Origin of the sequence: Nocardia sp. NPDC005746 (assembly GCF_040630785.1) — a bacterium.
Taxonomy (GTDB): Bacteria; Actinomycetota; Actinomycetes; order Mycobacteriales; family Mycobacteriaceae; genus Nocardia.
Genome location: NZ_JBEXYE010000001.1, coordinates 16,680 through 29,616, shown reverse-complemented (window position 1 = coordinate 29,616; position 12,937 = coordinate 16,680). Strand labels below are relative to the sequence as shown.

The following is a 12,937-nucleotide window of genomic DNA, read 5'->3' as shown; positions in this document are numbered from 1 at the left end:
CGCGGTTCGCCCGATGGGGGTGAGGAGCCGCACGCTGTTTCATATTTCGGATGTCGCCACGCAGGGGTTTCTACATCCGGGACGGAACAGCGTGCGGCTCTTGCCATTCCGGAGCCGGACGAAATCCGGCCGTCAGCAGCTGCAATCGCAACCGCAGTCGCAGCAGTCGCAGTCACAGTCGCAGCAGTCTCCGCAGCCGTCACAGCCGTCGCAGCCGCAGTTCCCGCAGCCGTCGCAGCAGTTCATCCACGGCTCTTTGCGGCGGCCGCTGCACGGGCCGGTGTGCTCCGCGCAGCACGCGTAACCGGTGCAGTACTGGGTGCAGATGATGCCGAGACCCTCGAGCAGGCTCGGCTGCTTGATCAGGTCATCGGAATCCGGGCGCTGCGTGAAGGCGGCCACCGGCAGAGCGGCGGCCTGGGTGCGGCACGCGCCCGTGGCGCAGGTGTGGACGGCGCCCGCGGCCCGGCCGAGCCGCTTGACCACACTGCCCAGCGGATCGAGCAGCGCCCAGCGCACCGTCGCGGTCCGGTCCAGGGCGACCCGGGTCAGGGCCGCGCGCAGCAGCGAATTCGATTCGGCCACCAGGGCATGCGCCTGTTCGGGCGTGGTTCCGGTGGCGGACAGCGGATTGAAGCGACCCTCGGCGCGGTCCGCGTCGAGATCCTCGAGCGCGTCCGCGAGATGGGCGATCCGGCCGAAATGCCATCCGGCTTCGCGCAGCGCGTCGGCGTTCTCGGGGCGATCGGCCAGGATCGCGGTGTGCGCGAACAGTTCCGCGGCGCAGACCTGGGTCGGCTCGGTCAGTTCCGCCAGCGAGCTGCCGGGCGAGTTCTCCAGGCGCAGCTGCGATTCGATGGCCGCGATCAGGGGTTCCACATCCAGGCCCAGCGGCGCCGCGGCCGAGCGGGCCCGGGCGTGCCAGCGGGTGGAGACGCGGGTCAGCGGGCGGCGGGCCAGCCGGTGGGCGTCGCCGTCGTCCACGTGATCGCGAATCTTGGCCGCGCCCAGCAGTAGTGACGCGGTGGCGGCCAGCCGGACCCCGGGCGCGTCCGCGGCGAGCACCTCGGCCCGGCGCATGCCGCGCAGCGCGCATGGGCCCGCGGCCGTGCGCGGCGAAGGCAGCGATTGCTGCGCCTCGGTGAGGATCTCGAGCACGATGGCGTCGGTATTGGTGGCCGCGCGGGCCAGCTGGCCGTGGCCGTCGCGCAGGCCCAGGCACAGGCCGCACATGTGCGCCTGCCACGCCGAGGGATCGATTCCGTGCCGTGCCGCACTGTGCGCGCACGGCTTCAGCAAGCCGAACAAGATGTCCCCGCTCCCCGGCCGGAAGGGCCGTCCTGCAACACGATCGCAGCGAACTGTGGCAGGCGCGCGCCGGGACGGCAAGTCCGGTGGGCCGACCGGCTCAGGCGGGCTCGGCCCGCTTCTTGTTGCCGGACAGGCCGCGCCAGGCCAGATCGTCGAGCAGATTCACGGCCACGTCCATATCGATCTGCCCGCTCGCGACCCGGTCGGCGATGGCCTCGCCCGCGCCGATCACCGCCACCGACACCACCTCGAAATTGGTGCCCGGCTCGGCGTACTTGGCGCTGGACTCCAGCAGTTTCGCGGTCAGCTCGATGACCCGGTCGCGGCTGTTGGCGATCTCGGTGGCGAACGGCTGCTGGCCGAGCGCCTGCCGGTAGAGGACCTGCCAGGACAGCCGGTTCTGGTCCACGTAGGCGAGGAACGCCTCCAGGCCCGCGCGCAGCTGCTCGTGCGGGGTGAGCTTGGGGTTGCCCGCGACCGCGACCGCCTCGATGAACCGCGCGCTCTCGCGCAGGATGCAGGCGCGGAAGAGTTCGTCCTTGGAGCCGTAGTAGAGGTACAGCATCGGCTTGGAGATCTTCGCCTCGGCGGCGATCGCGTCCATCGAGGTGTCGTGGTAGCCCTTGCGCGAGAAGACCTCCACGGCGGCGTCGAGCATCTGCTGCTCGCGCACCGCGCGAGGAAGCCGTTTCGTTCCGCCTGCCATTCACTCTCCTCGGACCGGACATCCGGCGCTCATCGCAAGCGCCGAAGCCCTTATCTTACTCCATGGTAAGTTCCGCCAGTGTGAATTGCCGGTGATTCGCCAAGCCTGGACGGCGGCGTCGGGGACGATCTCAGCAGTGCGGCGCGGAGCCCTTGAACTTTGCCATGCGCAAGACCGAGGCATCCACCTGGGATCCCGGTAAGCGGCCACTGTTCACCGCCGCCACGAGCCGGTCCAGCACCTTCGGCACCGCGTCCGTGGTGATCCACAGGGCATTGTCGGCGCCCGCGATCAGGGCGGCCTCCACCGCGTCCTCGATGCTCATCCGGCTGGTGATCGCGGCCATGCCGCCCAGGTCATCGGTGAAGATGACCCCCTCGAAGGGTGCTGCGCCGTAACCCGTGCCCTGACGCAGCAGCGCCATCGCCTGCGGGCTGATACTCGCCGGCACATTCGGGGTGGTCAGACCCGGCACATCCAGGTGCCCGACCATCACGGCGGCGCCCGAATCCACCAGATTGCGGAACGGCACCAGATCCGTGCTCTGCATCTGATCCAGCGGCGGCGTGCGCACCGCGCCGGTGTGCGAATCACCCGAACCCGAGCCGTGACCCGGGAAATGCTTGATCACGCTGCCCAGCCCGGCGTCCTTCATCGCCCGGATCTGCGCGCCCGCGTACTGCGTCACCACATCCGGATCATCGGAGAAGGAGCGGTCGCCGATCACCGAGTCGTCGGCCTGCGCGCTCACATCGGTGTCCGGTGCGAAGTCCACGGTCACACCGAGGGCCCGCAGCTTCTTCGCGCGGTCCAGGCTGAAGGTGTAGAACTCGTCGGGGCTCATGGTCTGGGCGATCACCCGGGCCGAGGGCGCGGGCCCGATCAGGTCCTTGGCCCGCGAGACCCGGCCGCCCTCCTCGTCGATGGTCACCATGAGCGGGGTCCGCGACGCCTGCTGCACCGCGTCGACCTGATGCTGGGCCAGCATCGCCTTGTCGGTCCAGCTGCCGATGAAGATGCCGCCGATCTGCTCGTTCCGCACCACGTTCTCGGCGTCGGCCTCACCGGTCACGCCGACGGTCAGCAACTGCGCGAGCTTCTGCCGCAGGGTGAACTCCGAGAGGTACCCCGCCGCGCAGTCCTGTTTACCCGGCGTCGTCGGCGGCGGCGCGACGGCGCTGCTGCTCACCGCCGCGCTGACGCTACTGCTCGGCGCGGCGTCGTTGGTGCCCTTTCCGCTCGAACAGGCGGTCAGTGCGAGGGCGGTTACCGCGACAACGATCCCCGGTGCAAGGCGCATATCTCCGACGGTAGCTCCCCCGCCTCGCCGAGACTTCAGCGGCCAGCCGCGAGCCGTGGTGCGTCTCCCATTTACTGCTTCGGTAGCTCGTGGTGCCCGCCGAAGGCCTGGCGCATGGCCGACAGCGTCTTGTCCGCGAACAGGGCTTCGCCGCGGGAGACGAAGCGCTGGAACAGGGCCGCCGACAGCACCGGTGCGGGCACGCCCTCGTCGATGGCGGCGTCCACGGTCCAGCGGCCCTCGCCGGAGTCGGAGACCCGGCCGCCGAAGGAGTCGAGATTCGGGTCGGCATACAGCTCGGCCGCGGTGAGATCGAGCAGCCAGGACGCCACCACCGATCCGCGCCGCCACACCTCGGCGACCTCGGGGATATCGATGTCGTAGCGGTAGTACTCGGGATGTTCGAGCGGCGTGACTTCGGCGGAATGCTCGTCGTCCCGCTCTTTGCCGACATTCGCCTTGTGCAGGATATTGAGGCCCTCGGCATAGGCGGCCATGGCGCCGTATTCGATCCCGTTGTGCACCATCTTCACGAAATGCCCCGCACCCGCCGGGCCGCAGTGCAGATAGCCCTGCTCGGCCTGGGACGGAGTGCCGCTGCGCCCGGGCGTGCGGGGTGCGGCGTCCACGCCGGGGGCGATGGATCTCAGCAGCGGATCCAGGTGCGCGACCGGTTCCGGTTCGCCGCCGATCATCAGGCAGAAGCCGCGGTCGAGGCCGAACACGCCGCCCGAGGTGCCGATGTCGATGTAGTGAATCCCCTTGGGCCGCAGCGTGTTCGCGCGAGCGATGTCCTCGTGGTAGCGACTGTTGCCGCCGTCGACGATGATGTCGCCGGGCTCCAGCAGCTCGGCGACATCATCGATGACCGCGCCCGTCGCACCGGCGGGGATCATCACCCACACCACGCGCGGGGTGTCGAGCATGGCCACGAATTTCTGGAGTTCGGTACTGCCCTGGAACTTGTCGCCGAGTTCCCCGGCGAGTTCCTCGATGTGTGCGGACTTGTGTTCATATCCGACCGCGGTGTGCCCGTCGCGCACGATCCGGCGCACGATATTCGCGCCCATCCGCCCGAGTCCGATCATCCCCAGCTGCATAGGTGTCGCTCCTCCGCCTCTTTCGAGATCAGATGTTGCGTTCGCTATGACGACGATAGCCCTCGCCGGAAACTTTTCCCGATTCGTGAAATGGGTGTGTAACACCCTGGAACCGGTGTCGATAGAACGGGTGGCTCCGTGCTGTTGCCAGACCCCCGACCCGGCAACCGCACGGAGCTCTCTGCGTCTCAGGACTGGTCCGAAATCACACGCCCGGTATCGTTGCAGCAGGTTTGCTGAAATCTGGGAGATGGTTCGTGACCGGTGGAATTGCTCATGTACGCCACGTTCTGAATTCGAAGGCCGGACGTCGCGCCGGGATCGCCGTGGGTGTGCTGGCAGCCGCCGCGACGGTCGGATACCTGGTTGATCTGTCCGTTTCGTCCGGAAATGTGCCGCGCGGTACACAGGTGGCCGGGATCGATATCGGCGGCGAGGACCGGGCGGCCGCGCGGGCCCGGCTGGAACCCGCGCTCGAACAGCGGGCGACCCACCCGGTCACCGTCCGCGCCGGGGACACCACCACCGAAGTAGTGCCGCGGGCCGCCGGACTGGACGTCGACTGGGACGGCACGTGGGACCGGATCGGCGGTCAGCCGCTCAATCCCTTCACCCGGATCGCATCCTTCTTCACCACCCATGATGTGGAGCCAGCCTCAACCGTCGACGCCGCGGCCCTGGACAAGCAGCTGGAGGCCCTGCGGGCGCACGATCGGCGTCCCGTCGAGGGCGGGATCGCCTTCGAGGGCGCACGGCCCGTCGCGGTCCGCCCGGTGCCCGGCCTGACCCTCGACGTCCCGGCCGCCCGCACCACGCTGATCGAGCACTGGGCCGACGGCTCGACGGTGACCCTGCCCATGGTGGAGACCCCGGCCAAGGTGACCGCCGACGCCGTCGACCGCACCGTGCGGATGGTCGCGGAACCGGCCGTGCGCGCCCCGATCACATTCACCGGACAGGGCGGCGACGCCACCGTGGAACCGGCGCAGATCGCGAGCGTGCTCTCCTTCCCGCCGGACGGCCATGGCGGACTGGGCCTTTCGAGCAACCGGGAGGCGATGATCGCGATCGTGGCCCCGCAGTTGCAGGCCACCGAGACGAAGCCGCAGGACGCGAGCTTCGACCTGAGCGGTTCCCGCGCCAGTGTGCGGCCCGCGGTGCCCGGGCTGCTGGTCGACTGGGACAAGACCCTGGAAGACCTTCCGGCCGTGCTGACTTCGCCCGGTATGCGGGTCAAGCCGGTGACCTACAAGGACGTGCAGCCCAAGCTGACCACCGAGGAGGCGGGCAAGCTCGGCATCACCGAGGTGATCGGCTCCTTCACCACCGGCGGGTTCAGCGGACCGTCCGGGGTGAACATCGGCGTGGTCGCCCGCAAGGTGGACGGCGCGCTGGTGCGGCCCGGGGAGACGTTCTCGCTCAACGGTTTCACCGGCCCCCGCGGTCTGGCCGAGGGCTACGTGGAGTCCGGCATCATCAACAACGGCCGTCCCGCCAACGCGGTCGGCGGCGGCATCTCGCAGTTCGCCACCACCCTTTACAACGCCGCCTATTTCGCGGGCATGGAGGACGCGGGCCACACCGAGCACAGCTACTACATCTCGCGCTATCCGGCCGCCCGTGAGGCCACCGTCTTCGACGGCGCGATCGACCTGAAGTTCCGCAACAACACCCCGTACGGCGTGATCATCGACGCCACCTCCGACGACTCGAACGTGACCGTCCGCATGTGGAGCACCAAGACCGTCGAGGTCGAATCGATCACCGGGGATCGCTCCAAATACACCGAGCCCCAGACCATCACGCTGCCCGCGGGCAAGGACTGCGTCCCCTCCAGCGGCGGCTCCGGCTTCACCACCTCCGACACCCGCGTCATCCGCGATGCCAAGACGGGCAAGGAGATCTCCCGCAACACCCGCACCGTCAAGTACGACCCGATCCCGGTCGTGCGGTGCCAATAACGGCCAAACGGTTCCAATAACGACCGAAAGCGATGCGGCCCGGAAGAATCCGGGCCGCATCGCTTTGCTGGCGGGTTTGGGGGCTGGGCCCGACGTTTCCCTACGGAGTTTCGGGGGCGAAGCCCCCGGGACCCTTCGTCAGAACGCGGCTTCGTCCAGCTCCATGATGTCGTTGTCGAGGTTCGACAGGACGGTGCGGACCGAGGTCAGCTCGGGCAGCACGTTGCGGGCGAAGAACTGCGCGGTCGCGATCTTGCCGTCGTAGAACTTCTCGGTGGAGCCGGCGTCGAGGGCGTTGATGGCGACCTCGGCCTGCGACAGCAGCAGCCAGCCGATGATCAGGTCACCGACGGCCAGCAGGAAGCGGACCGAACCCAGGCCGACCTTGTAGAGCTCCTTCGGGTCCTGCTGGGCGCCCATCAGGTGCCCGGTCAGGGTGGCGGCCATGCCCTGGACATCCTCGAGGGCGGTGGCGAGCAGCTTGCGCTCGGCCTTCAGACGGCCGTTGCCGCCCTCGCGCTCGATGAACTTCTGGATCTGGCCGGCCACGTGGGCCAGCGCCACGCCGCGGTCGCGGGCGATCTTGCGGAAGAAGAAGTCCTGCGCCTGGATGGCGGTGGTGCCCTCGTACAGCGAGTCGATCTTGGCGTCGCGGATGTACTGCTCGATCGGGTAGTCCTGCAGGAAGCCGGAGCCACCGAAGGTCTGCAGCGAGTCGGTCAGGTACTGGTAGGCCCGCTCGGAGCCGACACCCTTGACGATCGGGAGCAGCAGGTCGTTGACGCGGAACGCGGTGTCGGCGTCGGCGCCCGAGACCAGCTCGGCGACGTCGGCGTTCTGGTGCGCGGCGGTGTACAGGTACACGGCGCGCAGGCCCTCGGCGTACGCCTTCTGCATGGCCAGCGAACGACGCACGTCCGGGTGGTGGGTGATGGTGACGCGCGGGGCGGCCTTGTCGGTCATCTGGGTCAGGTCGGCGCCCTGGACGCGGGTCTTGGCGTACTCGAGCGCGTTCAGGTAACCGGTCGACAGGGTGGCGATGGCCTTGGTGCCCACCATCATTCGGGCGTTCTCGATGACGTCGAACATCTGCGCGATGCCGTTGTGGATCTCGCCGACCAGCCAGCCCTTGGCGGGCACGCCGTGGCCGCCGAAGGTGACCTCACAGGTGGCCGAGACCTTGATGCCCATCTTGTGCTCGACATTGGTGACGAACACGCCGTTGCGCTCACCCATGGTGTCGGTGTCGAAGTCGAAGTGGAACTTCGGCACGTAGAACAGCGACAGGCCCTTGGTGCCCGGGCCGGCGCCCTCGGGGCGGGCCAGCACCAGGTGCATGATGTTCTCGAAGAGGTCGTCCGAGTCACCCGAGGTGATGAAGCGCTTCACGCCCTCGATGTGCCAGGAGCCGTCCTCCTGCTGGATCGCCTTGGTGCGGCCGGCGCCGACGTCGGAGCCCGCGTCGGGCTCGGTCAGCACCATGGTGGCGCCCCAGTTGCGGTCGGCGATCTTCTGCGCCCACTGCTTCTGCTCATCGGTGCCGTTGTTGTAGAAGACCTGCGCGAAACCCGCACCGGCGGCGTACATCTGGGCGGCCGGGTTGGCGCCCAGGACCATCTCGCCCAGCGCCCAGCCGACGACGGAGGGGGCGCCCAGGCCACCGAGCTCCTCGCGGACCGGAACCTTGGACCAGCCGCCGTCCTCGAGGGCGCGGTAGGACTTCTTGAAGGACTCGGGGAGGGTGACCGTGTGGGTGTCCGGGTTGAAGACCGGCGGGTTGCGGTCGGCATCGGCGAAGGACTCGGCCAGCGGGCCCTCGGCCAGGCGACGGACCTCGCTCAGCATTTCCTTGACGGTGTCGGCGTCGAGGTCGCCGTAGGCGCCCGCGTCGAGGAGCTTCTGGATGCCCAGGAACTCGAAGAGGTTGAACTCGAGGTCGCGGACGTTGCTCTTGTAGTGACCCATGGTCGTACTCACTCTCCATTGAGATGGGTGCGGTTCGGTGTGTGCCGTTCCCGCCCGTAAGGTCTCCACCGGGTAGACACCGTAAAGCAGCGCTACTAGCGGGTAACTTATGCGCCATGTTACCGACCGGTAGGAGGCCCGCCAACCCGATCGAGGCCGAATGTGACCGAAAGCACGCGGGTAACCGCGGGTCGGGGTTGTGTTGAGTCCGTGGGGATCCCGTCATCGCAGGTGAAAGCCCTGTCGGAGATCGATGCCGGGGCGATGTGAGGCCCTCGGCACAGTCGGTTCCGGGCGGGTGGGCAACCCTCGCGCACACCGCCGGTGTGCCGCGCGAAACCGGCCTGTGACGGTGGTTACGGTGCGTATATGCGGATCGAGACGAGTGCCGGACCGGCGGAGGTGGAGATCGCCGAGCCCGGGCGGAACAAGCCCGGATTCCTGCTGGTGCTCACCCACGGCGCCGGCGGCGGGGTGGATGCGAAAGATTTGCTGGCCGTGCGGGATTCGGCTGTCGCCCTGGGGGGCGCGGTGGCGCTGGTGACCCAGCCCTATCGGGTCGCGGGGCGGCGCGCGCCCGGCAAGGCCGACGTGCAGGACGCGGCCTGGCTGGAGATCATCGCGGCCTTGCGGAAGAAAGTCCGGGGCGCGCCGCTGATCCAGGGCGGGCGGAGCAATGGTGCGCGGGTGGCGTGCCGGACCGCGCGCGCGGCCGGTGCGCGCGGCGTGGTCGCGCTGTCGTTCCCGCTGCATCCGCCGGGTAAGCCGGAGAAGTCGCGGCGCGAGGAACTGCTCGACCCCGGCGATATCGAGGTCGTCGTGGTCAACGGCGCGCGCGACCCCTTCGGCATTCCCGACGCCGCCGATGCGGCCGAGGTGCATATCATTGCGGGACAGGCGCATTCGTATCGCGCCGGGTTCGACGAGATCGTCGCCGCGATCGAGCCGTGGCTGGAGCGCTGGTCCGCGAACTGAGCGGGTGGGTACCGCCGACCGGATTCGGCCCGCGGGCTCAGCGGGCTTTGCTCAGGTAGGCGAGCAGGTCGTCGACGAGGTCGGTCGGCGTCGCGTGCCCCTTGCCGTTCGCGTCCAGGTGGCCGGAGGAGGCGAGGTCGGCGGCCCCGTGGGCCAGCGCGCGGACCAGGGAGGCCAGGCGTTCGGTGTCGCCGCCGGGCAGGCTGCCCGCCTCCTGGGCCAGTCCGACCAGGGCGATCAGCGCGTTCTGGGCATTGCGGCCGGTTTCGGCGAGTTCGGGGGTCTCGTCGGCCCAGTGGCCGAAGACCAGTTTGAAGCGGGCGGGGTGTTCGAGGGCCCACGCGATATAGCCGTGCAGCACCCCGCGCAGCATTTCGACCGGCTCCGGGCGCTCCTGCACGATGCGTGCGAAATCCGCTGAGCGTTCGGACAATTCGCGCGCGGCGACCGCCGCGAGCAGCGCGTCCTTGTTGGCGAAGTGCTTGTAGGGCGCGTTGTGCGAGACGCCCGCGCCGCTGCCGACCTCGCGCAGCGTGACGGCCTCGACCCCGCCGGCGTCGAGCAGGCGGAGGGCGGAATCGAGCAGCACGGTGCGGGTGGACGGCGGCATCGGTCCATCGTAATCAGAGGTTGACAGTGTCAACCAGCGCGCCTAGGTTGACACTGTCAACCTTTGAGGGGAGCGGGTATGGACCGAGGAGCAACAGCCGTCGTCACGGGCGCGACGAATGGCATCGGGGAAGCGATCGCGCGGCAACTCGCCGCGGCCGGTGCGGAGGTGGTGCTGGTCGGGCGGGATCCGGGCCGGTTGCGCGCCGCGCGGGAACGGATCACGGCGGCGGTGCCCGACGCCGTACTGCGGGACGAACTCGCGGACCTCTCGCTGGTCGCGGACGTGCGCGCGCTCGCGGATCGCCTGCGGGACAGCCGGATCGACATCCTGATCAGCAATGCCGCCGTGGTGGCCGACATCGCCGACCGCACCGCCGAGGGCTTGCAGCCGACCCTGGCCACCAATCACCTCGCGCCGTACCTGCTGCTGCGCACCCTGGGTGAGAACCTCGCCGACGCGGGGCGATCCGCGCGACTGGTGGTGGTCGGGGCGTCACCGACCGCCTTGCGCTCGGTGCCCGTCGATCTCGACGACCTGGGATTCCGGAATCCGCGCGCGCTCGGATTCCCGCCCAGTTTCCGGCCTTTCGTGGCCTACGGGCGCACCAAGAACATGAACGCGATGTTCGTCTACAGCCTGGCCGAGCGGCTCGCGGGCAGTGGCGTGACCGTCAACGGCGCGCATCCGGGGATCATCCGGCACACCGGGCTGGGCCGGGAGTCCGCGCGGGGGCTGCTGCGGATCTTCGGCTGGTCGCAGTGGGTCAATCCGCTGCTGCCCGGTCCCGACGCCGGGGCCGATACGCCGGTCTGGCTGGCCACCGCGCCCGAAGTCGAGGGCGTGTCCGGTCGATTCTTCGTGCGCCGCAAGGATGTCGCGACCGCCGCGCACACCACCGATCCGGCCCGCCGCACCCGGTTGTGGGACGAGAGCGCACGGCTCACGGGGTTGACGGTCGACCACTGACGAGCCGCGCGCCCGTCAGAACATGTCCAGTGCCGGGGGCTGCGGAACCTCGAGGGCCCGCGGCGCGTCCGGGTCCTCGACCGCCGGACGGGTGGCGACCACCAGGGCGTCGATGGCGTCGCGGTCCTCCGTGGGCCGGTGCACGCGGTCGGCGATCTGGACCCGAATGGCCGGTTCGGCGGCGGCGAGATCGGCGATGATGTCGGCCGGGGTGAAGGTGAGGGCCGGATCCTGTTCGCCGCCATAGCCTTCGACCAGATTGAGGGTGTCGTTGCCGATGACCAGCAGGGTGCCCTCGGGGGAGAGCATCCCGGCCGCGCGCAGCAGCAGGATGCGACGGTCCTCGGGCGGCAGGTGCAGGAAGGCGACCAGGATCAGTTCGTAGGGGCCGGTGATGCCCGCACGGTCCAGATCGGTGACATTGCCGTGCACCCAGCGGATGCGCCCGCGCACCGAGCGGGAGAGCCGGGCGGCGACGGTACGGCCCTTGTCGATACCGGTCTGGGAGAAGTCGACGGCGTCCACCTGCCAGCCGTGGGTGGCGAGCCAGAGCGCGTTGCGGCCCTCGCCGCAGCCCAGGTCCAGCACCCGCGGCAGCTCGGGCCGGCCCTCGCCGACCCCGTACCCGCCCACTGGCACCCGGCGTTCCAGCCCGAAGACCTGCTCGACCACCGTGGCGTTCGGGGGCGCGCCCCACACCAGTTCGGTGGTGGAGTAGTGCTCGTCCCATGCGGCGGCATCCATGGGAACGAGTGTAGAAGTTGTGCGCGGAGACGAAGCCGCCCGCGAACGCGGGGCGTTCGCGGGCGGCAGGTCGAGCGGGGAGAGTCCCTGGAGCGGGGTTCCGCTAGAGCGTCGTGTGCATCAGCAGCACGTTGTACTGGCTGTGGACCGTGGTGAGGAAGTAGAGGTCGCGCCCGGTCTGGTACGGGAAGATGTACGGCGCGTACGCGGTCGGGAGTTCGCGGGTGTCGATGAGCACCGACGGCGGGCTCCACGGCCCCTCCGGGCTGGGCGAGGTGTACATGACCACCGAGTTCCACGGGTCCGTGGTCAGCATGATGTATTGCCCTAGGTAGTCGTTCCACATCACCGACATCTCGGAGACGCCGCCGCCCACCACCGGCTGTGCGGCATTGACGTCCTTCTGCCACCGCCCGCCGTCCCAGTACTCGTACGCGTCGAGATCGGTGGCGGCGCCCTCCGGGACGCGGGCCACGTAGGCCGGGTGGTTGCGCCCGGAGTCGGTGCCGAAGTCGTACAGGAAGCCGCCGCGCTTGACGAAGGCGTTCATCTGGAAGTTGGAGTTGCCGCCGTCGTCGCCGCGGCGGGTGGCCGGCAGTTCGACCCAGTTCTCGCCGTTGTCGCCGGAGACCGCGAGGCTGGAGTAGTTGGTGGTCCACTGCCCGACGTCGTCCCAGCTCTTCACCGACATCAGGCTCATGATCTGGGTGCCGCCGACCGAGATGGCCGCGGTCGGGATGCGGCTGATCTCGATGAAGGGGATCTTGGGGCTCGGGATCAGGTCCCGGGCCTGGCCGAAGATGTCCCGCACCACCGAGTCGAAGTAGATGCCGTTGGACGGGTCCTGGGTGTGCGAGCGGACCAGGATGTTGGAACGCCAGGCCCAGGTGCTGCCGACCAGCAGGTTCGGCAGGCCCAGACCGGCGGTGTCACCGAAGGCGGTCAGCAGTTCGCCGTTGCCGTTGTCCCACATGATGCCCAGATCGGTGCCGAGCACGTTGTAGGCCTGGGTGTTGTTGGGGCTCGCCATGCCGGTGACCTGGAAGACGGCCTTGGTCCGGCCGGGCAGCTGTGGCAAACCGTTGGTTCCGTTGAGCACGGGAATCGGATTGATGGCGTTGGGGTTTGCTGCGGCCGGTGATGTCATCGCCACGAACAAGGCCGTGGCACCGGCCACAGCGGACAGCAGCAGCGGAGCGGTCTTGGTCAATTGCGTGCGTCCTCCGGGTCTCGCCGAATAATGCGCGGACCAAACGGTATGTGACGGACCGCACAATGCGTTCGACTCGTTGGCAA

The 12,937-nt window shown here is 69.0% G+C and carries 11 protein-coding genes; 3 read left to right on the top strand and 8 right to left on the bottom strand.

Going from position 1 to position 12,937, the window contains the following annotated elements:
- Positions 1–132: 132 nt before the first annotated feature.
- The 4 genes from ABZ412_RS00140 to gnd all read right to left on the bottom strand — a co-directional run bounded on the left by ABZ412_RS00140 (position 133) and on the right by gnd (position 4,417).
- Positions 133–1,308 (bottom strand): DUF5685 family protein, encoded by a 1,176-nt coding sequence (locus ABZ412_RS00140; RefSeq protein WP_357274492.1) that lies wholly within the window; start codon positions 1,306–1,308, stop codon positions 133–135.
- A 100-nt stretch (positions 1,309–1,408) separates the two neighbouring features.
- The gene (locus ABZ412_RS00135; RefSeq protein ID WP_357274490.1) at positions 1,409–2,017 is read right to left on the bottom strand and encodes a TetR/AcrR family transcriptional regulator; all 609 of its coding nucleotides are present in this window, start codon (positions 2,015–2,017) and stop codon (positions 1,409–1,411) included.
- 130 nt (positions 2,018–2,147) lie between these two features.
- Positions 2,148–3,317, bottom strand: a complete 1,170-nt coding sequence (locus ABZ412_RS00130; protein ID WP_357274488.1) for a glycoside hydrolase family 3 N-terminal domain-containing protein — start codon at positions 3,315–3,317, stop codon at positions 2,148–2,150.
- Positions 3,318–3,388: 71 nt separating this feature from the next.
- Entirely contained in the window at positions 3,389–4,417 is a 1,029-nt protein-coding gene (gene gnd, locus ABZ412_RS00125; RefSeq protein ID WP_357274486.1) for a phosphogluconate dehydrogenase (NAD(+)-dependent, decarboxylating), read from the bottom strand.
- A 257-nt stretch (positions 4,418–4,674) separates the two neighbouring features.
- Between gnd and ABZ412_RS00120 the strand changes: the two genes are divergently transcribed.
- On the top strand, positions 4,675–6,378 hold the full coding sequence (locus ABZ412_RS00120) for a VanW family protein (RefSeq protein ID WP_357274484.1): 1,704 nt from the start codon (positions 4,675–4,677) through the stop codon (positions 6,376–6,378).
- Between the two features lie 138 nt (positions 6,379–6,516).
- On the opposite strand, the gene ABZ412_RS00115 is transcribed toward ABZ412_RS00120, so the two are convergent.
- The gene (locus tag ABZ412_RS00115) at positions 6,517–8,343 is read right to left on the bottom strand and encodes an acyl-CoA dehydrogenase (RefSeq protein ID WP_357274482.1); all 1,827 of its coding nucleotides are present in this window, start codon (positions 8,341–8,343) and stop codon (positions 6,517–6,519) included.
- A gap of 369 nt (positions 8,344–8,712) precedes the next feature.
- On the opposite strand from ABZ412_RS00115, the gene ABZ412_RS00110 reads away from it, so the two are divergent.
- Positions 8,713–9,318, top strand: coding sequence for an alpha/beta family hydrolase (locus ABZ412_RS00110; protein ID WP_357274480.1), 606 nt, complete (start codon positions 8,713–8,715; stop codon positions 9,316–9,318).
- A 37-nt stretch (positions 9,319–9,355) separates the two neighbouring features.
- On the opposite strand, the gene ABZ412_RS00105 is transcribed toward ABZ412_RS00110, so the two are convergent.
- Positions 9,356–9,928, bottom strand: a complete 573-nt coding sequence (locus ABZ412_RS00105; RefSeq protein WP_357274478.1) for a TetR/AcrR family transcriptional regulator — start codon at positions 9,926–9,928, stop codon at positions 9,356–9,358.
- A 78-nt stretch (positions 9,929–10,006) separates the two neighbouring features.
- Between ABZ412_RS00105 and ABZ412_RS00100 the strand changes: the two genes are divergently transcribed.
- Complete coding sequence (locus ABZ412_RS00100) at positions 10,007–10,897, top strand: SDR family NAD(P)-dependent oxidoreductase (RefSeq protein ID WP_357274476.1); 891 nt, start codon at positions 10,007–10,009, stop codon at positions 10,895–10,897.
- Positions 10,898–10,912: 15 nt separating this feature from the next.
- Here ABZ412_RS00100 and ABZ412_RS00095 read toward each other — a convergent pair whose 3' ends face one another.
- Entirely contained in the window at positions 10,913–11,641 is a 729-nt protein-coding gene (locus ABZ412_RS00095; RefSeq protein WP_357274474.1) for a class I SAM-dependent methyltransferase, read from the bottom strand.
- A 103-nt stretch (positions 11,642–11,744) separates the two neighbouring features.
- A complete protein-coding gene (locus ABZ412_RS00090; RefSeq protein ID WP_357274472.1) occupies positions 11,745–12,851 on the bottom strand; it encodes a DUF4185 domain-containing protein in 1,107 nt (368 codons plus the stop codon).
- Positions 12,852–12,937 lie beyond the last annotated feature (86 nt).